17 protein-coding genes are annotated in these 20,928 nt (G+C 73.2%); 5 read left to right on the forward strand and 12 right to left on the reverse strand.

From position 1 onward, the window contains the following. Together ABT369_RS10675 and ABT369_RS10680 are read right to left on the reverse strand one after the other, a co-directional pair. Positions 1-219 carry a ferredoxin gene (locus ABT369_RS10675; protein WP_350611497.1) on the reverse strand — a complete coding sequence of 73 codons (219 nt, stop codon included), beginning with the start codon at positions 217-219 and terminating at the stop codon, positions 1-3. 5 nt (positions 220-224) lie between these two features. After that, the gene (locus ABT369_RS10680; RefSeq protein WP_350611498.1) at positions 225-1,427 is read right to left on the reverse strand and encodes a cytochrome P450; all 1,203 of its coding nucleotides are present in this window, start codon (positions 1,425-1,427) and stop codon (positions 225-227) included. 123 nt (positions 1,428-1,550) lie between these two features. Between ABT369_RS10680 and ABT369_RS10685 the strand changes: the two genes are divergently transcribed. Further along, the gene (locus ABT369_RS10685; protein ID WP_350611499.1) at positions 1,551-2,210 is read left to right on the forward strand and encodes a TetR/AcrR family transcriptional regulator; all 660 of its coding nucleotides are present in this window, start codon (positions 1,551-1,553) and stop codon (positions 2,208-2,210) included. Between the two features lie 26 nt (positions 2,211-2,236). On the opposite strand, the gene gdhA is transcribed toward ABT369_RS10685, so the two are convergent. Continuing rightward, complete coding sequence (gdhA, locus tag ABT369_RS10690; protein ID WP_350611500.1) at positions 2,237-3,589, reverse strand: NADP-specific glutamate dehydrogenase; 1,353 nt, start codon at positions 3,587-3,589, stop codon at positions 2,237-2,239. Between the two features lie 150 nt (positions 3,590-3,739). On the opposite strand from gdhA, the gene ABT369_RS10695 reads away from it, so the two are divergent. After that, on the forward strand, positions 3,740-3,892 hold the full coding sequence (locus ABT369_RS10695; RefSeq protein ID WP_350611501.1) for a hypothetical protein: 153 nt from the start codon (positions 3,740-3,742) through the stop codon (positions 3,890-3,892). Positions 3,893-3,969: 77 nt separating this feature from the next. Here the strand turns inward: ABT369_RS10695 and ABT369_RS10700 are convergent, their stop codons facing one another. Further along, positions 3,970-4,152 carry an antitoxin gene (locus ABT369_RS10700; protein WP_350611502.1) on the reverse strand — a complete coding sequence of 61 codons (183 nt, stop codon included), beginning with the start codon at positions 4,150-4,152 and terminating at the stop codon, positions 3,970-3,972. A gap of 413 nt (positions 4,153-4,565) precedes the next feature. On the opposite strand from ABT369_RS10700, the gene ABT369_RS10705 reads away from it, so the two are divergent. Continuing rightward, entirely contained in the window at positions 4,566-8,192 is a 3,627-nt protein-coding gene (locus ABT369_RS10705) for a discoidin domain-containing protein (protein WP_350611503.1), read from the forward strand. 80 nt (positions 8,193-8,272) lie between these two features. Continuing rightward, positions 8,273-8,632 (forward strand): hypothetical protein, encoded by a 360-nt coding sequence (locus tag ABT369_RS10710; RefSeq protein ID WP_350611504.1) that lies wholly within the window; start codon positions 8,273-8,275, stop codon positions 8,630-8,632. A gap of 13 nt (positions 8,633-8,645) precedes the next feature. Here ABT369_RS10710 and fmdA read toward each other — a convergent pair whose 3' ends face one another. The 8 genes from fmdA to ABT369_RS10750 form a co-directional block, all read right to left on the reverse strand. Next, positions 8,646-9,896 carry a formamidase gene (gene fmdA, locus ABT369_RS10715; RefSeq protein ID WP_350611505.1) on the reverse strand — a complete coding sequence of 417 codons (1,251 nt, stop codon included), beginning with the start codon at positions 9,894-9,896 and terminating at the stop codon, positions 8,646-8,648. A 30-nt stretch (positions 9,897-9,926) separates the two neighbouring features. Continuing rightward, complete coding sequence (locus tag ABT369_RS10720; RefSeq protein WP_350611506.1) at positions 9,927-10,205, reverse strand: FmdB family zinc ribbon protein; 279 nt, start codon at positions 10,203-10,205, stop codon at positions 9,927-9,929. Between the two features lie 80 nt (positions 10,206-10,285). Further along, positions 10,286-11,449 carry a globin domain-containing protein gene (locus ABT369_RS10725; protein WP_350611507.1) on the reverse strand — a complete coding sequence of 388 codons (1,164 nt, stop codon included), beginning with the start codon at positions 11,447-11,449 and terminating at the stop codon, positions 10,286-10,288. Positions 11,450-11,573: 124 nt separating this feature from the next. Next, positions 11,574-14,759, reverse strand: a complete 3,186-nt coding sequence (locus ABT369_RS10730) for a tetratricopeptide repeat protein (RefSeq protein ID WP_350611508.1) — start codon at positions 14,757-14,759, stop codon at positions 11,574-11,576. A 119-nt stretch (positions 14,760-14,878) separates the two neighbouring features. Next, positions 14,879-15,919 (reverse strand): glycosyltransferase family 4 protein, encoded by a 1,041-nt coding sequence (locus ABT369_RS10735; RefSeq protein WP_350611509.1) that lies wholly within the window; start codon positions 15,917-15,919, stop codon positions 14,879-14,881. Further along, complete coding sequence (locus ABT369_RS10740) at positions 15,916-17,187, reverse strand: MFS transporter (RefSeq protein WP_350611510.1); 1,272 nt, start codon at positions 17,185-17,187, stop codon at positions 15,916-15,918. Before ABT369_RS10740 ends, ABT369_RS10735 begins: the two co-directional genes overlap by 4 nt. A 5-nt stretch (positions 17,188-17,192) precedes the next feature. Then, positions 17,193-18,305, reverse strand: a complete 1,113-nt coding sequence (locus ABT369_RS10745) for a glycosyltransferase family 4 protein (RefSeq protein ID WP_350611511.1) — start codon at positions 18,303-18,305, stop codon at positions 17,193-17,195. Continuing rightward, the gene (locus tag ABT369_RS10750) at positions 18,302-20,083 is read right to left on the reverse strand and encodes a thiamine pyrophosphate-binding protein (RefSeq protein ID WP_350611512.1); all 1,782 of its coding nucleotides are present in this window, start codon (positions 20,081-20,083) and stop codon (positions 18,302-18,304) included. Before ABT369_RS10750 ends, ABT369_RS10745 begins: the two co-directional genes overlap by 4 nt. A gap of 56 nt (positions 20,084-20,139) precedes the next feature. Here ABT369_RS10750 and ABT369_RS10755 point away from each other — a divergent pair, with 56 nt between their 5' ends. Continuing rightward, complete coding sequence (locus ABT369_RS10755) at positions 20,140-20,922, forward strand: HAD hydrolase family protein (protein WP_350611513.1); 783 nt, start codon at positions 20,140-20,142, stop codon at positions 20,920-20,922. Positions 20,923-20,928: the final 6 nt, after the last annotated feature.

Genomic DNA, 20,928 nt, shown 5'->3' on the forward strand with positions numbered 1-20,928 from the left:
TCATGCCGAGGGCGGCGGGCCGGGTGACTCGTCGACGGTGATGGCGCGGGCGGGGCAGAGCAGAGCCGCGTGGCGTACATCGGCCGAAAGCGACTCCGGGGGAGTGCCGGTCAGCAGGGTGACGACGCCGTCTTCCTCGCGCTGGTCGAAGACGTCGCCCGCGGTGAGGACACACTGGCCGGAGCTGATGCAGCTGGACTGGTCGACGGTCACGTGCACCGCGCTCACCACGTCACGGGCAGTTCGTAGACGCCGTAGACGGCTCCGTCGTGTTTGAACGGGATCCGGTCGAGCGTGGTGGCCAGGCGCAGGCCCGGGATGCGGCGGTACAGCGTGCCGTAGACGACCTGCAACTCCGTACGGGCCAACGGCTGGCCGAGGCACTGATGGACGCCGAAGCCGAACGCCACATGACGGCGCGCGTCGCGGCGCACGTCGAGGGCGTCGGGATCGGCGAAGGCGTCGGGGTCGCGGTTGGCGATGTCGTTCGCGAGGATCAGGCCCTCGCCCGCGCGGATGGTGCACCCCCCGATCTCGATGTCCTCGAGGGCGACGCGACGGCGACCGTTGTGGGTGATGTTCAGGTAGCGCAGCAGTTCCTCGACGGCGCTGTCGACGGTGGAGGGATCGCCGCCGTCTCGCAGCAAGGCCAGCTGGTCGGGGTGTTCGAGCAGGGCGAGAGTGCCGAGCGCGATCATGTTGGCGGTCGTCTCGTGGCCGGCGATGAGCAGCAGGACGCCGGTGCCGGCAGCCTCGCGGCGGGTCAGCTCCCCGGCGGACACGCGCGCGCCGAGCTCGGAGAGCAGGTCGTCCTGCGGGGACGCGATCTTCGTCGCCATCAGGTCGTCGAGGTAGTCGTAGATCGCCTGGAATGCCGCGCCCCGCTCGTCGGGCGTCGCGGTGCGGCGGATCAAAATGCGGCTGTTGGACTGGAAGAATTCGTGGTCGGTGTAGGGCACGCCGAGCAGCCGGCAGATGACGAGGGACGGCACCGGCAGCGCGAACGCCTCGACCAGGTCGACCGGGCGCGGGCCGGCGAGCATGCCGTCGATGAGGTCGTCGACGATCTGCTGGATCGCCGGGCGCAGTGCGCGGACCCGGCGGATGGCGAAGGGCGCGGTGACCATGCGGCGCAGGCGGGCGTGCTCGGGATCGTCCATGAGGATGAACCCGATCGTGCCACCGCCGGTGCGCAGCGGCCCGGTGAGCGGATAGCCGGGGCGCGTCACGTCGGCGCTGACCCGCGGGTCGGCGAGCAGGGCGCGCTGGTCGGCGTAGCGGGTGACGAGCCAGGCGGTGTGGCCGTCCCACGTGCGCACCTTGCCCAGCGGCTCGTCGCGTTGCCGCTCGCGCAGGGCCGGTGGCGGGTCGAACGGGCAGCGGGCCGCGCGGGTCATCGGGTATTCGGGGAGTTCGGTCTCGGTCATCGCATCCTCACGTCATGGTGTAGGCACTGTGCGTGACATCGATAAACTCGACACTAATTCAATCGACTGACTGAAACAAGGCTCGGGACCGGTGTCGATGCCTGGAGCGGTGCATACTGAGCCATGGCGAGTGGGCGGGCGCCCCGGGCGGGGGAGACACGCGCGGCGATCCTCGCCGCGGCCGAGCGGCTCTTTGCCGAGCGCGGACTCTCCGCCGTCTCCAACCGCCTCGTCAGCGAGGTCGCCGGCCAGGGCAACAACGCCGCGGTCGGCTACCACTTCGGCACCAAGACCGACCTGATCCGCGCGGTGCTGCGCGAGCATGCCCTGCCCATGGAAGAGATCCGCGCCCGATTACTCCGTGCTTGCGCGGGCCGCGACCGGCTGCGCGACTGGGTGGTCTGCCTCGTTCGCCCGGTCACCGACCATCTGGCCGACCTCGGCACGCCCAGTTGGTACGCCCGGTTCGCCGCGCAACTCATGACCGACCCGGTGCTGCGCGGCATCGTGGTCGACGACGCGCTGGCCACGCCGACCGTGCGGGCCGTGCGCGCCGGCCTCGACCGGTGCCTGCCGCACCTGTCGCCGGAGGTGCGCGCCGAGCGTCACGAGATGGTCCGTCTGCTCGTCGTGCACACCTGTGCCGAGCGGGAGCGGGCTCTCGCCGACGCCGGCCTGCGCGACCCGGCGTGGGACGCGGTGGCGGCCGGCCTGGTCGACGCGATCGTCGGCCTGCTGCGGGCGCGGGCCACCCGCGCCGCGCCCGCACACGTCCCGTCGTGAGGCTCAACTAGCAGTTGGTTGCACGCTCAGATCAGGCCCTGGGCGAGCATCGCCTCGGCGACCATCCGGAATCCGTCGATGTTGGCGCCCGCGACATAGTTGCCCGGCATGCCGTACTCCTCCGCCGTGGCATGGCAGCGGGCGTGAATGTCGCGCATGATGCCCCGAAGGCGCTGCTCCGAGTACTCGAACGTCCACGAGTCGCGGCTGGCGTTCTGCTGCATCTCCAGCGCGCTGGCCGCGACCCCGCCCGCGTTGGCGGCCTTGCCGGGGGCGAAGCGCACGCCGGCGTCGGTGAAGAGGCGTACGGCCTCCGGCGTCGTCGGCATGTTGGCCCCCTCCACCACGGCGATACAGCCTCCGGCCACCAGGGCGGCCGCGTCGTCGGCGTCGATCTCGTTCTGCGTGGCCGACGGGATCGCGATCTGGCAGGGCACCCCGCGCCACAGCCCCTTCCCGGGAGTGAACGTCGCGTGCGGGCGATGGTGGACGTACTGCCCGAGCCGTTCCCGCCGCACCTCCTTGAGCTCCTTGAGGACCGTCAGGTCGATGCCCTTGTCGTCGCGCACGTATCCGGACGAGTCGGAGCAGGCCACCACGACGCCGCCGAGCTCATGGACCTTCTCGATCGCGTAGATCGCCACGTTGCCGGAGCCGGACACCACGACCCGCTTGCCCTCGATGCTGTCACCGGCGGCGCGCAGCATCTCCTCGGCGAAGAACACCGCGCCGTAGCCGGTCGCCTCCCGCCGCACCTGAGCACCGCCGTAGGCGAGACCCTTGCCGGTGAGCACGCCGGACTCGTACCGGTTCGTGATGCGCTTGTACTGCCCGAACAGGTAGCCGATCTCGCGGCCGCCGACGCCGATGTCCCCGGCCGGCACGTCGGTGTACTCGCCGATGTGCCGGTACAGCTCCGTCATGAACGACTGGCAGAACCGCATCACCTCACGGTCGGAGCGGCCCTTCGGGTCGAAGTCGGACCCGCCCTTGCCACCGCCGATCGGCATGCCGGTCAGGGCGTTCTTGAACAGCTGCTCGAACCCGAGGAACTTCACGATCCCGAGGTAGACCGACGGGTGGAACCGCAGGCCTCCCTTGTACGGGCCCAGCGCGGAGTTGAACTCCACCCGGAACCCGCGGTTGATGTGCACCTCGCCGCTGTCGTCCTCCCAGGGCACCCGGAAGATGATCTGCCGCTCCGGCTCGCAGATCCGCTCGATGATCTTGGCCTGCGCGTATTCGGGGTGCTTGTCCAGGGCGGGCGCGACGCTGTCGAGCACTTCGCGTACCGCCTGATGGAACTCGTGCTCACCCGGATTGCGGCGCATCACCGTGGTGAAGATCGAGTCAAGGGTCTCCCGGGTCGACATGGTCATCCTTCCGGCGTGGTTCGTCCGAGAGACATCCACGCCGTTGTGGACCCATCACTGCGACGATTCCGAGTGTTCACCTCCCGTTCATGATCGCATCAAGGTGCGTGTCGATGCGACATGCCGTGCCTACTTTTGGCAGAGCGGCTGCGAAATGTGCTCGCGGCCGCCGTTGTCGCGGCCGCGTCCGCCACGGCGGTCGCCGTGCTCGTGGTCGCGGCGATCCTGGCGACAGCCGTCGACGTCGCCGCGTTCGCCGCCAGTCAAGCGGTCGCCCTTCGAGCCCTGGCCGCCCCGACCGCCGGCTGACCCGCGCGGGGTTCCGGTCCCCGTCCCGGGCACCGATGCCGATCGGTCGGTGCATTCAGGCCGCCGCCGCCGAAGCGCTACTTCGTCGTGTCGCCTTCTCCGGTGTGTTCCTTCGCCGTCTGGACCCCCTTCTGCACCTGCCCGGTGTACTTCTGACCGGTGCGCCGGTCGACCTGCTCACCGGCTTTGTCCAGCCCCTCGTCGACCTTGTCGTCGTGCTTGCCGAGGAATTCCTTCGCCTTGTCCACAATCTTGCTCACGGCCGGCACCTCCTGCCGTCAGTGGTGATGTTCGACGTTTCGGCGACTGCTTGCCTGGCGTTCTCCGGCGGCTGCCACTTCGACGGTACCGCGGTGGGCCGGCCACAGTGCCAGACCCGAACACCGGGCGAGAGCGATCGCCGTATGGCTTTCTGCCAGCTTCCGCCCCACCTGTGAACGGACTTTTCAGCATGATCTGCCGGCGCATGATAATTCGTATTAGCGTCTTGACATCTTCCGATCGGAACCGCGAAACTCAATGATCATTCATCCGATCGATTGATCGGAGTATCGAGGCTGCGGGTAACCCCAACTCCCTGGAAAAGATGGTCGATAGGGCCACGCGTCGACATCCAATGGGAGTTCCTGCGCCGAGAGCTCGGATTCGGGTCGGTCACTTGAAAGGGCAATACATGCGCCGTCTGCTCTCCGCAGTCGCGACAACCGCCGCGGCCGCGGCGCTCGTCGTGACCGCGGCGCTCACCGCCCCGGCGGCGGTCGCCGAGGACACCCCCGCCTTCGGCGCCCCGGACGCCATAGCCGCCGACTATTACGGGGCACTGCTGCGCCACACCCGGTGGGTCGAGACGGTGTGGGACCCGGCGGCGGGCGCGTACCAGCTGACGGACTTCAACTTCGCCGTCGTCCTGGGCAACGCCGTCCTGCTCACGCACGGCGACTACGACGCCGACCTCGCGGGCGTGAGCAAGGACGTGCTGCGGGCGCACACGCTGGCCACGATCAAGAAGTTCGCCGCGGACAACCGGCTCGTGCGGTCGAACGGCACGTGGGGCAAGAAGCTCTTCTGGGACTCGACATTCGAGTCGTACTTCCTCGACGCCGGCCGGCTGATGTGGAACGACCTGGACGCGGTCACGCAGGCGAACCTCAAGACGATCGCCACGGGCCAGGCGAAGTACACCGCCGATCTGAACTTCGCGCAGGACCCGCTGTCGGGCAGCTGGGACGCGCGGTGGCCCGAGGGCGCCTACCAGGGAGACACGGCGCTGGAGGAGTCCGGCGTCTACACGCAGGCGTTGTCCCCGGGCGTCGCGTGGGCGCCCGACGACCCCGATGCGGGGCGCTGGACCGAGCAGCTGAACACCTGGGCCCGCAACGCGGCCGGGCAGCCGACCGCGGACCGCAACAACCCGGCCCAGGTCGGCGGGGCGCCGATCTCGAGCAACGTGATGCGCAACATCAGCGACACCTACCTCGTGGAGAACCACGGGAGCTTCGCGCCGCACTACCAGTCGGACATCTGGCGCTCGGGCGGCCGCAACTCCATCCAGTTCATCCTCAACGGCCGGCCCGTGCCCGATGTTCTGCTCAACCAGCCGAACTCGGCCGAGCTGTGGAACTCGCTCCTGCTCGACATGTCGGCGCAGGGTGAGCCCTTCATGCCGATGGTGGCCGACCGCGAGTTCCTGTACGGCCGCGACGTGATCCCGCTGGCGTTCGTCGGCCAGGTCCTGCGCCGCCCCGAGGCGGTCACCGCCGAGAAGCACCTGGCCGCGGGCCTGGCCGCATACCAGGCGTATGCGCCGGTGAACCGGCTGGCGAAGTTCTCCGGCGAGGCGAAGTACGAGCCCGAGGCGCGTGCGGAGATCGCGATCTCCTACCTGCTGCACGAGCACGCGGCCGGCTCGGCCGCCGGGCCCGTGCAGCCCCTGACCGACGCGCAGGCGTTCGCCGCGGCCGCGGGCGTGCGCGACTACGGCGCGAGCGCGGGGATCGTCATGCAGCAGACCACGAAGGCGTGGGCCGCCGCCCTCAGCAAGCCCGGGTACGTCAAGTTCCCGTGGGTGCCCGGCCAGGACTCGTGGCTGTTCCAGATCTCGGGCGGGACGCCGTTCCTGTACCCGTCGACGAGCGCGAAGGTCGCCTCCCGCGATGTCGCGACCTACGTACGGCCGCGCGACGGGTTCGACGGCACGGCGTCGGTCTTCCAGGTCGGGTCCGGCTACGCGGGGCAGGTGACGCTGCCCACGGGCGCGGCGGTCTACGCCTCCACGGGCGCCGGAGCCGATGACGGCATCGTCTCGGTCCGCAACCTCAACATGGGCGGCGCGTTCGGGCTCAACGGCTCGCGGACCTACACGACGGCCGAGGGCGCCACCACGATCGCCCCGGTGGCCAAGATCCCCGCCGACCCGGCCGACGCGAAGGCCGCCCGCGTGGACGAGCTCACGTTCGACGCGCCCACCACGGCCCGGTACGTGCGCATGCTCGGTCAGCAGGGCAACGCCAAGTACGGCTACTCGATGTACGCGCTGCACGCATACGGCCCCGGCGACGGTTCGGCGACGCCCACCGATGTCGCGGCCGGCAAGCCGGCGACGGCGTCGAGCGAGGACGCCGGGACCGGGTACCTGGCCGCCCGTGTCACCGACGGCAACCCGTCGACCCGCTGGGCCGTCTCGGTCGCCGAGCGCACCCGGCCGGACTCCTGGCTCCAGGTCGACCTGGGCGCCCCGACCAAGCTGGGGTCGGTCCGCCTCGCGTGGGAGTCGGCGGCCGGCGCCCGGTATCTGGTCCAGGTCTCCGACGACGGGCAGACCTGGCGCACGGCTGCGGCCTACGGCAACGCCCCGGCGGACGTCAACGTCGCGCGCCTCGACACCCTGGACCTGACCCCGCCCGGGCAGACGGCACCGGCGGCGGTCACGGCGCGCTACGTGCGGATGCAGGGGGTTCGGGGCAACGCCCAGTACGGCTACTCGCTGTACCACTTCCGGGCGTTCTCGTCCAACGGCACAGACCTCGCGGCCTCGCGGCCGGTGACGGCGTCGAGCGCCGACACCGGGCTCCCCGCGAGCGCCGTCACCGACGGCAGCCCGACCACGCGCTGGGCGGTGTCGAAGGCAGACCGGCTCCGCGGCGACTCGTGGATCCAGGTCGACCTCGGCGCACCCACCGCCGTGTCGCAGGTGCAGCTCGGCTGGGAGTCCGCGGCGGGGGAGGAGTACCTCGTCCAGACCTCGATGGACGGCGTCACCTGGCAGGACGTCGCGCGGCACCGGGAGACCGGCAACCGCGTGCTCGAGTCGGCCGGCGGGTGGATCTCCGTCGAGAACAAGGGCGGGTTCGTCGTCCGCGGCTCCAACGCCCCGATCACCGTCGCCCGCGCGAGCGACACCCAGCAGGTGATCCGCCTCGCCGACGGCGGCCAGGGGCCGCGCCTGATCGAGATGGTGCCGGGCGCCACCGCCGCGACGGCCGCGCAGGCCGCGCGGCCCGAGCCGACGACGTCGAGCCCCGCCACGCAGGCCGCGCTGGTCGACGGCTTCCTGGTCGTCTTCAACCTCTCCGGGGCCGGGGTCACCACAGCGGTCACGATCCCGCACGACGGGGGTGCTGTTCCGCTGTACGCCGGCACGCAGCGCGTGGGGGCGACGTCCTCCGTGCTGGACGTGACGCTCCGCCCGGGCTCGGCCGTCGTGCTCGCTCCGCGGGTCACCGCGGTTACGCCGGGCAAGGGGACGGCTCCGGCCGGACTGACCGCCGTGGTCACCGACGGGCGCACCATCCAGGTCTCCTCCAACGGCACCGTCCGCTCGGTGCAGTTGCGCAACCTCGAGACCGGGGAGGTGCAGGGCGCGGGCCTGCCGCCGACGGGCAAGGTTCAGACGGTGTCGTACCCCTCCGCCCACCCGTACCCGGTCGCGGATCTCGCGCTCGGCACCGAGACCTTCCCCGCGTCGGTGCTCCCGCAGGGCATGACGTCGCCGGCCCTCGCCGTCGACGGCGACGCAGGCACGGCCTGGGTTCCCGGACCGGGCGGGCGCATGGTCGTCGATCTGGGGCGGTCCGCCGCGATCGGCACGGTCAGGCTGAGCTGGAACGGGGCGCGGGTGCCGGCGGCGACCGTGTCGGTCAGTGACGACGGCCTGACGTTCACCGACGTCGGCTCGGTCGCGGCGGGCACGCGGCTCGGCTCGGTCAAGCCGGCCGTCACCGCGCGGTACGTCGCCGTGACCACCACGTGGCACGCGGGCGACGCCGGGCTCAGCACGCTGGAGGTGGGCCCGGGCGCGTAGCGCCATCGAGCTCGTACAGTGGCCGCGGTCGCCGACCGCGGCCACTGTTGTCCGCCGGGGCGGCGGTCTACTGTTGCCCGATGCCGGAGAGCGAAGATCGGGTGGCGCAGCTGGAGGCGCGGGTCGCCGAGCTGGAGCGGCGTGTTGCGTGGTTGACGGCCAACGCGGGGGCTCCGCGGTTCACGCCCGGGTTCAATCAGGTGTACCGCGCGGACGGCCACGGATACGTGAGCGCGTACTACGTCGGCGGCGCGTCAAGCCGTGTACGCCTGTTCGTCGGGCCGCAGCACCCGCCCGCGCAGTGTGTCGGCGAGGCCAACTCCGGCGGGCGCGTCGACAGCCACATCGGCGGCGTCGTGCGCCCCGGCGAGTACTGGATGCTGGAGTGCACCAAGCCCAACGGCGAGGGCTACCGGGCCGTGTTCACGCCGCTGTTCTGAGCCGGCGACCGCGTCAGCGGGCCGTCGGCGCGCCCTGGCCCGGGTCGATGCGGGCCGGTCCGCGGGCCGTCGGCCGCACGTCGAAGTCGAAGATCTCGGTCGGGATGTACACGGTGGCGCACGAGTTGGGGATGTCCACGACGCCGGAGAGGCGTCCCTCGATCGGGGCGGCGCCGAGCAGCAGGTACGCCTGCTCCGGGGCGTAGCCGAACTTGGTGAGGTAGTCGATGGCGTGCAGGCAGGCGCGCTGGTACGCCAGCTGGGAGTCCAGGTAGCGCTGCTCGCCCTCGACGGTGACGGACAGCCCGGAGAAGGCGAGCCACTGGCTGTACTGCGGCGGGGTGTTGCCGGGGAGGAAGACCGCGTTCTCCTCGACGCCGTACGTCTGCATGCCGCCCTTGATCAGGTCCACGTGCAGGTCGATGAAGCCGCCCATCTCGATCGCGCCGCAGAAGGTGATCTCGCCGTCGCCCTGCGAGAAGTGCAGGTCGCCGACGGAGAGATTGGCGCCGGGAACGTACACCGGGTAGAAGACGCGGGTGCCTCGCGTGAAGTTCTTGATGTCCTGGTTGCCGCCGTTCTCGCGCGGTGGTGCGGTGCGCGCCGCCTCGGACGCGGCCCGGTCGAAGTCCGCGCCGGAGAGGCTGCCGAGGATCGCGTCGCGGGGCTCGGGCGGCAGCGACAGCGGGGGCACCCGATCGGGGTCGGTGCTGCGCAGGGCGCCCTCCCGCCGATTCCACCTGGCGAGCAGTTCGGCCGAGGGTGCGGTACCCATGAGCCCGGGGTGCGTGATCCCGGTGAACGAGACCGACGGCACGTGCCGCGAGGTCGCGCGCTCGCCGCGGAAGTCCCAGATCGCCTTGTACGCGTCGGGGAACTGCTCGGTCAGGAAGCCACCGCCGTTGCGCCTGGCGAAGATGCCGGTGTACCCCCAGCCCTGGCCGGCGAGCGGGCCGGAGTCCTCCTGGGGGATCGGGCCGAGGTCGAGGATGTCGACGATGAGCAGGTCACCCGGCTCGGCGCCCTGCACGGCGAACGGCCCGCTGAGCGCGTGCACCACCGACAGTGGCGCATCGCGGATGTCCTCGGCGGAGTCGTCGTTGTGGATCGCGCCGTCGAACCACTCCCGGCAGTGGACACGGAAGCACTGCCCCGGGCGTACCGTCACCGCCGGGGGAATGCCGGGGTGCCAGCGGTTGTGGCCGATCTTCTCCTGGTCGGTGAACCTGCGCGTCGAGTCCAGCGGGAACAGCAGCTCCGGCATCGGTACCCCTTCGTCTCGGCACGGTCGCGGTCAGGGCTTCGGCAGGCGCGCGGTCGCGGGATGGACCGGCCGTCGAGGCCCGCGTCGCACGGGCGGGCCGGACACGACTTCGGGCGTTTCCGCGCTGCGTTCCGACCGCTCGATGTGCGCGGCCAGCGGGCCGGGCGAGCGGCCGAGCAGCGGCGCGGTGTAGACCCTCACCGCCTCGCCGCCGCAGACCCGGCACGAAACACGCGCGGCGGCCTCACCGATCGGGAAGAAGGCGTCGAAGTCACCGTCGCGGGGGCATCGATAGCCGTACGTCGCCATCCCGGCTCCCCTCGCTGCGGCCCGCGTTCCGGCCGCGTACTTTCCGGCGCGGACACGGTTAAACCCGCCCGGCTGCGGGACTAGTCTTCGACGTCCGCCTGCCACAGGTCCGGGCCGAACACCTCGTACCGGATGTCGCTCGGCGCCACGCCGCGCTCGATCAGGGCGCCGCGCACGTACCGCATGAACGGCAGCGGGCCGCACAGGTAGTAGAGGGCGTTGTCCGGCAGCTGGACCTGGGAGATGTCCATGAGGCCCGCGAACACATCGTCCACCGGCATCCCCGCGTCGGCGCCCCGCTCGTACCACACGTGCAGCGTCGCGCCGGGCAGCTTCGCGATGTCGTCGACGATCTGGCCGCGCAGCGGGAAGGACTCCTCGTCCAGGTCGGCGTGCAGCACCATGACCCGCAGGCCCGACTCCGCGGTGACGAGGTGGGACAGCATCCCGGCCATCGGCGTGACCCCGATGCCGGCGCTCGCGAACACGACCGGGCGGCCGGAGTCGTCGAGCACGACGTCGCCGTAGGGCGCCGACAGCGTCACCCGGTCGCCGACGCGCAGGTCCTGGCACATCAGCGTCGACACCTCGCCGTCGGGGCCGCCCTCGCCGTGGATCCGCTTCACCGAGAACTGGCGGTGGCGGCCGTCGTCGGCGTGGCTGAGGCTGTACTGCCGCGGCTGCCGGACGCCGTCGGGCATCGGCATCAGCGCGGTGACGTACTGTCCCGGCAGCGACCGGCGCACGAGCCGGTCGTCGACGCGGCGGACGACGAACGTGACGACGTCGTCGGTTTCCGGGATGCGCCGCGCGACCTCCCACGTCCGCCACACCGTCCTGGGCGTGAGCCCGTGCCCGCTGTAGAGCCCGCGCTCGATGTTGATCAGCGCGTGGGCCAGCAGCCAGTACACCTCGTCCCAGGCGGCCGCGACCGGCGGCGTCACCGCCTCGCCGAGCACGTCGACGATCGCGGCCATCAGGTGGTCGTGGACGATGCCGTACATCCCGGGCTCGACACCGAGCGAGGCGTGCTTGTGCCCGATCCGCGTCAGCAGCCGCTCCACCGGGTGCTCCGGCGACTCCACCTGGGCCCGTGCGAAGGCCACCACGGCGCCCGCGATGGCCTGCTGCTGCGCGCCGGTGGCCTGGTTGCCCCGGTTGAACATGCCGTCGATCAGCTCGGGGTGCGCGGTGAAGAGCCGCTGGTAGAACCGGTCGGCGATGGTCCGGATGTTGTCGGTCACGGCCGGCAATGTCGCCGCCACGACTTGGCGGGCCTGATCTGACAGCACGGATTCGACGCTAGTGCCGCGGCCGGCGGCACCCTCACCGCCGCCGGGTGATCGCGTCGCGCGCACGAAGAGCCTCTTACGGAGCTGATCTTCGAGCTCCCCGCAGCGCCGCGCTGACCCGCTCGGCGTCGGGCAGGCCAAGGTCGGTGTAGACGGTCAGGGCGTGCCGCCACGCCCGCCGGGCGCCGGCCCGGTCGCCGGCCGCGGCGCGGAGGCCGGCCAGGCCCTCGTGGGCGACGGCCTCCTGGAGCCGCTCGCCGGTCTCCGCGGCCAGGGCGAGGGCCTCGGTGTAGCGGTCCCGCGCCGCGTCCGGCTCGCCCGCGGCGGCCAGTGCGGTGCCCAGCCCGTTGAGCGTGTCGATCTCGCGGGCGCGCGCCCCGATCTCACGGAACAGGCTCAGGGCGCGATGGTGGTGCACGATCGCCTCCCCGGACCGGCCGAGGACGAGCAGCGCGCGGGCCAGGTGGTGCAGCGCGTCCGCCTGTCCGGCGGGGTAGCCGATGTCGGCACAGATCGCGTAGGCCTGCTCGTGGCACTCGACGGCCCGGTCGGCGGCGCCGGTCTCCTGGCGGAGCAGACCCAGCGTGTCCAGCGCGTAGGCCTCGCCGTGCCGGGCGCCGAGCTCGCGCAGCAGCATGAGGGCCCGGTCGAGGCCCTCGGCCGCGGCCTCGAGGTCGCCGAACTGCCGGTTGCCGGTGCTGATGTGGACGAGCTGGATCGCCTCGCCGAGCCGGTGGCCGGCCGCCCGGAACGTGTCGAGGGCGGCGTAGTGGTACTTGCGGGCGCTCTCGTAGTCGCCGAGGCGCCAGGCGGCGTTGCCGATCAGCTCCTGGCTGCGCCCCTCGCCGGCGGCGTCACCGGCCGCCCGGAACCGTTCCAGCGCCTGGTGGTGCAGCTCGACGGCGTCGGCGAAGCGGCCGAGCCGCACGTAGGTGACGCCGAGATGGTTCAGCGCCGTGGCCTCGGCGGTGGGGTCGCCGTGCTGCCGGGCGGCCTCGCGGGCCCGGGAGTGCAGGTCCTGCGCCTCGGTGTAGTAGCCCAGGTCGAGGTACCGCTGCAGGGTCCGGGCGATGGCGATCGTCTCGGCGGGCCGGCCGTGCATGGCGAGCGCGACGGCGTTGGCGCGCTCGCGGTCCAGCCAGGCCCGGGCGGCGACGACATGCTCGAACAAGCCGGCGAGGTCGGCCTCCGACTCGCCGGGCAGGACGGTCGCGACGGCGGCCGTGGCCGTGTCCACGTAGTACTCGACGAGGCGGCCGAGGGCCGCGATCCGCACGGGGCCGGGGTCCTCCTCGCGGCCGCGCTCGGCGGCGTACGCGTGCAGCACGTCGTGCATCGTGAAGCGGCCGGGTTCCGGCTCGGCGAGCAGGTGCGCGCCCGTGAGCTCGGCCAGCAGCGGCGCGACCTCGGCCTGGCCGTGCCCCGCGAGCCGGGCCGCGCCGGCCGCCCCGAGGTCGGGGCCGGGATGCTGGCCGAGGAGGCGCAGCAGCCGGGCGGCGGCCGGCGTCAGCTGCCGGTAGGAGCAGTCGAGGACGGCGCGCACGTCGGTGCCGGGCTCGTCGCCGTGCAGCGCATCGAGGCGGTCGGCCAGCTCGGCCGCGAGACTCGCGAGCGGCAGGCCCGGCCTGGTCGCCGCCCGGGCGGCGGCGACGGCGAGGGCGAGCGGCAGCCGGGCGCACCGCTCGACGATCGCGTCGACCGCCTCGGCCTCCGCCCGGATCCGCTCCGCGCCCAGCCGGCGGGTCAGCAGCGCGCGGGCCTCGTCGGCGGGGAGCAGATCCAGCAGTACCGGCTGTGCGCCCTCGGCCGCGACCAGCCCGGTGAGGCGGTGGCGGCTGGTGACGAGGGCCACGCAGCCGGGCGCGGCCGGCAGCAGCGGGCGCACCTGGTCCGCGTCGCGGGCGTTGTCGAGCAGCACGAGCATCCGCCGGCCGGAGAGCAGCGTGCGGTACTGCGCGGCGCGCGCCTCAAGGTCGCCCGGCACCCGCCCCGGCGGCAGCCCCAGCGCGGTCAGGAAGCCGTGCAGCGCCTCGGCGGCCGTGACCGCGTCGCCGGTGGGGTGGAAGCCGCGGAGGTTGACGTAGAGCTGCCCGTCCGGGAACCGGGCCCGGACCCGGTGCCCCCAGTGCACGGCGAGCGTCGTCTTGCCCACGCCGGCGGTACCCGACACGACGATGACGGCCGCCGACCCGAGCCGGTCGAGCGCCGCGACGGCGTCCCCGCGCCCGGCGAACGCCTGCAGGTCGGCCGGCAGCTGGGCCGGTGCCGGCCGGGCGGGCGCGGCGACCGGCGCGGGTGCCTGCGGTACCACCGCGGGCTCCTGCCGCAGCACCCGCCGGTGCGCGGCCATCAGGTCGGGGCCCGGCTCGACGCCGAGCTCGCCGACGAGCCGCTGCCGGATGCGCCCGTAGACCGCGAGCGCGTCGGCCTGGCGCCCCTCGGCCGCCAGCACCGCGATGAGCCGCGCGTGCAGCGGCTCGTGGAGCGGGTGCGCGGCGGCGAGGTCGCGCAGGGCGGGCAGGCAGCGGTGGGCCTGACCGGCGGCGAGGGCGAGCTCGGCGTGGCGCAGCGCCATCCGCACCCGCTCCTCCACGACGGTGGTGACGAGCGGGTGGTCGCGCAGCTGCGGCACGTCCTCCAGCGGCCCGCCCCGCCACTGCCGGGCCGCCCGCTCCAGCAGATCGAGCGCCTGTTCGGGCGGGGCCGCGGCGGCCGCCAGGACGTCCCGCCGGAACGCGCCGAGGTCGAGCCGGTCGTCGGCGAGCTCGAGCCGGTACCCGCCCGGCGTCCGGTGGATGACCGGGTCCCCGTCGCGCCCGCCCGGGCGCAGCGCCGAGCGCAGCCGTGACAGGTGCGTGTAGAGCGCGCCCGCGGCGTCCGCCGGCCGGCCGCCGTCGTGCAGCAGTTCGAGCAGGTCCGCCAGCGGTACCGCCGCATTGGCCGACAGCGCGAGCCGCCCGAGCACCGCCCGCCGGGCCCCGCGCCCGACCGGCACCGCCTCGCCGCCGCGCTGCACGACCAGCGGCCCGAGCACCCCGATCAGCACCGGGGCGTCGCCGTCGGCGCCCGGTCCCGCGGCGCCCAGCCCCAGCACCTCCGCGAGCGCCTCGGCCGCCCCGCGGTGCGGCCGGCGGGTGCGCCCCTGCTCGAGGTCGCGGATCGCCGCCACGCTGAGCCCTACCCGCTCGGCCAGCTCCCGCTGACTGAGGCCGGCCGCCACGCGGTGCCGCCGCAGCAGCGCACCGAACTCATCGCCACCCATACGGGCAGGGTACGGGTTTCACTTGCAAGATCACGGAAAGGCGCACCCGTGATGATCGATCCACGCCGTTTTGGGCGGGTGCCGCGGCCGATCACGGGGCGGCCGCGGCCCCCGCCCGCTCACCGCGACGACAGGGTGATGTAGAGCTTCTCGTAGTCCTCGGCCAGGCGTTCGCCGCTGAAGTACAGCGCCCGTTCCCGGCAGGCCGCGCGGTCGATGCGGCCGATGTTGTGCACGGCCTCGACCATCGCGGCCTCGTCCGCACAGATGTAGCCGTCCACACCGTCCCGCACGATTTCGCGGACCGCGCCGCGGTCGAGGGCGACGACCGGGGTCCCGCAGGCGAGGCTCTCGGCGAGGACCAGGCCGAACGGCTCCAGCCAGTCGCTGGGGAACAGCGTGGCGAGCGCCCCGCCGAGCAGCTCCGCCTTCTGCCGGTCGTCGACCTCGCCGATGAACTCCACGTCCGCGCCGGCCATCATCGGCTCCACCTCGTCGTGCCAGTACTCGCGGTCGACGGAGTGCACGACGCCGGCGATCTTCAGCGGCAGGCCGGTGGCGCGCGCCACCGCGATGGCGAGGTCCGGGCGCTTCTCGCGGGCGAGGCGGCCGAGGAACGCGAGGTACGAACCGGGCTCGGGCCGGAACGCGAGGGTGTCGATCGGGACGCCGTTGGGGACGCACCCGGCCCAGTTCAGCGGCAGGCCCGCCAGCGGTGCCCGCTGGGCCTCGCTGATGCTGACCAGGGACGCGCCGTTCAGGCGGGTGAACAGCCAGCCGAGATCGGGCAGGTCCAGCCGTCCGTGCAGGGTGAGGACCGTCGGGCGATCGGTGAGGCCGGCGAAGGGCAGCGTGTACACGTCGGTGTGCGCGTGGATCACGTCGAACTCGTCCGCCCGGCGGTACACGTCGCTCAGCATCGCCAGCGTCTGGTACCGCGCGAGTTTCGAGTTGGGCTGCTGGCTGATGGTGCGCCACAAGGCGTGCTCGGTGACCGGCACGAGGGTCGCCTCGGTGCGGCTGTCCCCGCTGGCGAACAGCACGACATCGTGCCCACGCCGGACCAGTTCGTCGGTGAGCGTGCTGACGACGCGCTCGGCACCGCCGTACCGTGCCGGAGGTACCGCCTCGAACAGCGGCGCGACCTGGGCGATTCTCATGCGGGGCCTCCAGGTGGTGACAACGTCGTGGGGACGACCGGACACGGCTCGCCGGCGGGCGCCGGGCGATCGGTGCGGTATCGCGCGATCCCGGTGCGCAGGACGAGGAGCAGGATGAGGCAGTACCCGGCGGGCGCCGCGAGCATGACGAGGCGCGGCCCGGCGGCGTCGGCGAGCACGGCGCCGCCGGCCCAGGTCGGCAGCAGCGCCACGTTGATCGCGGTCTCCAGCATGGCGAACACGCGGCCGCGAACCGCCTCGGGCGCGGCGGTCTGGAAGATGACCTGCCGGGCCGCGTTCCAGGCCGGTGTCCCGAGCCCGGCGACGAGGACACCGGCCAGGAACGGCCAGACGGAAGGGGAGGCGGCCATGACGAGGACGCCGGCCGCGTTGACCGCCATGCCCAGCACGTAGAACCGGCCCGCGCGGGCGTCGGCCCGCCGGGCGAGGTACAGCGATCCGCCGAGGATGGCGAGGGCGCTGAGGCCGCCCTGCAGGCCGAACAGGCCGGCGCCGCCCCCCAGGACGAGGACGAACAGCGGCAGGGTCGCGTAGACCAGCCCGCTGACCAGTGCGTGCAGCGTCTCGATCGTCAGCATCCGCAGGACGAGCGCGTCCCGGCGGACCCAGCGGAACGCGGCGAGCATGGGCCGCCGGGCTCCCGGCTCGGGCGCCGCCGGGGTGTGCCGCCAGCGGGTCGCCGCCACGAGCAGCAGCGGCACGAGGAAGGTGGCCGCGTTGACGAGCAGGATCTGGCCGGTGCCGAGCACGGCGATCAGCGCGCCGCTGCCCGCCCAGGCGACGGCGGATACCAGGCCGGATCCGAGGCTCTCCGCGGCGCCGGCCCGGATGAGCTGGTCCTCGTCGACCACGGCGGGGATCGACGAGGACCGGGCCGCCTGATGGTAGGTGCCGCAGAAGGTGAGCACGGCGGCCAGGGCGTACAGGACGATCACCGGGGGCGGGCCGGCCAGCAGCCAGGACACCCCGACCGCGAGGGCGGCGAGGAACCGCACCCCGTCCGCGAGGAGCATGACCACGCGCGGGTGCCAGGCGTCCAGGGTGGTCCCGGCGCACACCCCGCCGGCCATGCCGCCGAGCATCGCGCCGACCGCGATGCCGCTGCCGGCGACCGCCGACCCCGTGGTGCTGACGAGGAACCACACGACGGCCACGTTGTACTGGACGTCGCCCATGATCGACATGCAGTTGCCGAGCCACAGCCTGAAGTAGGCCGGGTTGCGCCGGAACAGCCGCAGCAGCTGCACGATCGTCAGCCCGCCGACGCTGCCATCGCCGCGGACGGATCACGGGCCGGCCGGCCGGCGGCGCGGTACACCCGCTCGTACTCCAGGGCCATCCGCTGCGGCCCGAAGCGCGCGCGGGCGTCCCGGGCGCAGGCCACCCGGTCCAGGGCGAGGGCCGGCGCGATGCCGTCGCACAGCCCGGGCACGTCCGTCGCCAGCACGCCGTTGACGCCCGGCCGGACCAGCTCCACGGTCGCGCCGCGCGGGGTACAGACGACCGGCACGCCGCTGGCCATGCACTCCAGCACCGCCAGTCCGAAGGGCTCGTCCCACTGCAGCGGGAACAGCCCGGCCGCCGCCCCGGCGATGAGTTCTCGTTTCTCGACGCCGGTGACGCTCGGCAGATACTCGACGCCGTGGCCGAGGTGCGGCCGGACCGCGCTGTCGAAGTAGTCGCGTCCCTGGGGCGTCGAGTCGACCTTGCCGGCCAGGACGAGCGGCATCCCCGCCCGGCGGGCGACCTCGATGGCCAGGTGCTGGCCCTTCGTCGGCGTGATCCGGGCCAGCGTGAGCAGGTAGTCGCCGGGCTGCTCGCCGACCCGCAGGGCGTCGAGGTCGACCGCGTTGTGCACCACGTCGACCGCGCCCAGCCGGGTCATCGTCGCCGCCTGGGCGTGGCTGACGGCCACGAACCGCACCGCGTCGCGGACCTCCAGCAGGGTGGTCTCGCGGGGCTCGGTCATCGGTTCGTGCTGGGTGCTGACGACGCGCTCACCGGGCCGGCCCGGGCGGCCCCGGGCCGTCCACAGCAGCAGGCCCGGCGGCCGGGTGTGGTCGTGGATGACGTCGAACGTGAGGTCCCGCATCAGCCGCTGCACCCGGGACACGTAGGTGAAGTGCCGGTCCCAGCTGGCATGGCCGTGTCCGAGGTCGCCGCTCCAGCTCGCCGGTGCGACCGGGACGACGCCGGGCGCGGAGCCCTCCGCACCGAAGACGGTGACGTCGTGGCCGCGGGCGGTCAGGCCGCGGCGCAGCAGGTCGACGATGAGCTCGGTGCCGCCGTACCCGCGCGGCGGCACCGGATACCACGGCGGTGCGATCAGCGCGATCCGCAGCGCCTCGCCGCCCGGCGCCGTCATGCCGTCGCCCCGACGCTGCGCGGCTCCAGCCCGGAGACGCTCCAGATGCCCGCCCACGCATCCGCCCGGCCCGGCACGACCAGCTCGAGCAGCGACGGGCCGGGATGGGCGTGGTGCCCGCGCAGCAGCCCCCTGAGCCGGTCCAGCGTGGCCTCGACCGCGTCGGCCTGCGGGTCCGCGTCGTCGGGCCAGACGACCCGGTCCGCCGGCATGCCGAGCGCCGAGGCGACCCGGACGTAGTCGAAGCCCTGCACATTGTCGAGGTGCTCGACGCGGCGGGCGTCGCCGTCGCCGTCGATGCTGTCCAGCTGCTTGCGCAGCGAGACGCTTCCGCCGTTGTTGCACACCACGAGGGTCACGGGCACACGGTGCTCGAGCGCGGCGACCAGCCCCTGCACGCCGTTGGTGAAGCCCTGATCGCCCAGCGTGCACACCACGGAACGGTCGGGGTTGCCCAGCGCGACCCCGATCGCCGTCGCCAGCCCGCCGCCGACGAAGGCGCCGTGGTCGCCGAGCACGCGGGTGCCCTCCGGGAGCGTGTCGTACGCCTGGGCCATCAGCCCGCCGAACATCTGGCTGTCATCGACGATGACCGGTCGCCCGACCTCGGCCAGTGTCTCGCCGATCGTCCGCGCAAGCGGCCACAGCTCCGAGCGGTCCGCCGGCCGGTCGCCCGCGGGCGGGATCGCCGGAATCCGGCGCGGCGCACGTCGCAGGGCGGCGCTGACCATGGACAGGTTGGCGCAGGTGTCCCCGCTGACCACCACGTCGTCGTCGCCGAGGTAGCCGTTCTTGCCGGTACGTTCGGGCGCGCAGGTGAATGCGATCTTGCGCGTGTCCGGCAGGTCCCCCACGACCCGCGGATACATGTTGCGGTCCTCGAGCGTGATGATCAGGTCGGCGCCGGCCAGCACCTCCGCGTGCTCCGGCCGGCTCGGGTCGTACCAGCCCGCGAAGGCGGGAACCGCGGCGGCGGAGACCCGCTCGAAGAGCATGGGACCGCGCCGGTAGCGCACCTGCAGCGCGGGCGCGCCGACCCGTTCGGTGAACTCCCGCAGGGTGGCCGTGGCCCGCGCGTCCTTGAGCAGGTAGTCGTCGAGCAGCACGACCGGGCGGTCGGCGGCCTCGATGAGCCGCACGGCGTCCGACAGCGGTGCGGGTGCCGGCGCCGGGGCGCGCCGCCGGCCGGCCTTCGCGAGCGCGGCGCGCGGCACCCAGCGGCCCTCCAGCACGTCCTGAGGAAGGCCGAGCAGGACCGGCCCGCACGGCTGCTCGCGCGCCGTCTCGATGGCGGTCGCCACGGTGTCGATCAGCGCCTCGACGGCGTCCACGGTGCACTCCGGCGACCCGACCGCCGGCAGCTCGTACCACGCCTTGGCGAAGTGGCCGACGGACTCGATGAGCCGCGGCTCGCCGTGCGGCGGCAGGAACGGCTGGGAGGCGGTGCCCGGCAGCCCGACGAGACACAGGAAGCCGGCCTCGTTGCGCCAGGCGTCGCCGAGCGCGCCGGCGGCGTTGGTCAGGCCGCGGGCGCCGTGCAGCAGCGCCGCGGCGCGGCCGGGATGGAAGGCGCTCGCGCCCGCGGCCATGAAGACCGCCTCACGGTCGCCGCGGGCGTTGCGATACGCGGGCAGCCGTCGTCGCAGCGCGGAGGCGAGCGCGAGTTCCGAGGTGCCGATGTAGCCGAACACCTCGCGCACGCCGGATCCGGCCAGCAGGGTGGCGACCGCGGCCGCCCCGGTCATGGTCTCCGGCTCGGTCATGTCCGCTGCACTCACAGGCTCCTCCGTGGGCTTGCTTGTATGGTTCTGACGTCAGTCGATATGGTGCCGGGGTGACGCTGCTGGCATTCGACGTCGACGGCACGCTCACCGGCCCCACCGGCCACATCCCCGAGCCGCTGCGCGCCGTGCTGCGCGCCGTCACCGCGTCCGGCCACCACGTGACCGTGATCTCCGGCCGTTCGCGGCGCTCGCTCGCCGCCGTCGTCGACGAGCTCGGGCTGCGGAAGCCGTACGGTGCCTGGTACGGCGCCCGCGTCGCGCACGCCGACGGCGCCGCCCTGCACGAGGCCACGCTCGATCCGGACCTCGTCCGTGATCTGGTCCGTCTGGTGCGGCCCGCCGTCCGCGAGGTTCACGCCGAGACGCACGACCGGCTCTACGTGATGGAGCCCGCCGACGCCTACTGGGACTGGGCCCGGAACATGGGGTTCGCGGTCCTCGGCACCGAGCGCGACCTCGCCGAGCCCGCCTACAAACTGACCCTGCACTGCCCGGACGGCGGGGCCGGCGCGGTCGGGGACCTGGTGCGCGGCCACCATCCGCGGCTGAACCAGTTCGTGTCCGACGGCCGCTTCATCGACGTCACCGCGGCCGACGCGCACAAGGGCGCGGCGCTGGACCGGGTGGCGGCCGAGCTGGGCGTGGCGCCGGCGGACATCATCGCGTTCGGCGACGACCACAGCGACATCGCGATGTTCGACCGGGCGGGGCTCGGGGTGGCGGTCGCCACGCGGGACCCGGTCCTGCGTGAGGCCGCCGACCTGTGGCTCCCGCACTCCGGTGCGGACGGACTGGCGGCCTGGCTCACCGATCGGTTCCAGTTGCCCGCCTGAGCCGCG

Source organism: Dactylosporangium sp. NPDC000244 (genome assembly GCF_040300725.1).
In the GTDB taxonomy this organism is placed as follows: Bacteria; Actinomycetota; Actinomycetes; order Mycobacteriales; family Micromonosporaceae; genus Dactylosporangium.

Bases quoted from the DNA above. Each gene is read 5' to 3' on its own strand.
- ABT369_RS10705 (WP_350611503.1), top strand. From the start codon at position 4,566: ATGCGCCGTCTGCTCTCCGCAGTCGCGACAACCGCCGCGGCCGCGGCG.
- gdhA (WP_350611500.1), bottom strand. From the start codon at position 3,589: ATGACCATGTCGACCCGGGAGACCCTTGACTCGATCTTCACCACGGTG.
- ABT369_RS10745 (WP_350611511.1), bottom strand. From the start codon at position 18,305: ATGACGGCGCCGGGCGGCGAGGCGCTGCGGATCGCGCTGATCGCACCG.
- ABT369_RS10735 (WP_350611509.1), bottom strand. From the start codon at position 15,919: ATGAGAATCGCCCAGGTCGCGCCGCTGTTCGAGGCGGTACCTCCGGCA.
- ABT369_RS10680 (WP_350611498.1), bottom strand. From the start codon at position 1,427: ATGACCGAGACCGAACTCCCCGAATACCCGATGACCCGCGCGGCCCGC.
- ABT369_RS10720 (WP_350611506.1), bottom strand. From the start codon at position 10,205: ATGGCGACGTACGGCTATCGATGCCCCCGCGACGGTGACTTCGACGCC.
- ABT369_RS10710 (WP_350611504.1), top strand. From the start codon at position 8,273: ATGCCGGAGAGCGAAGATCGGGTGGCGCAGCTGGAGGCGCGGGTCGCC.
- ABT369_RS10685 (WP_350611499.1), top strand. From the start codon at position 1,551: ATGGCGAGTGGGCGGGCGCCCCGGGCGGGGGAGACACGCGCGGCGATC.
- fmdA (WP_350611505.1), bottom strand. From the start codon at position 9,896: ATGCCGGAGCTGCTGTTCCCGCTGGACTCGACGCGCAGGTTCACCGAC.
- ABT369_RS10730 (WP_350611508.1), bottom strand. From the start codon at position 14,759: ATGGGTGGCGATGAGTTCGGTGCGCTGCTGCGGCGGCACCGCGTGGCG.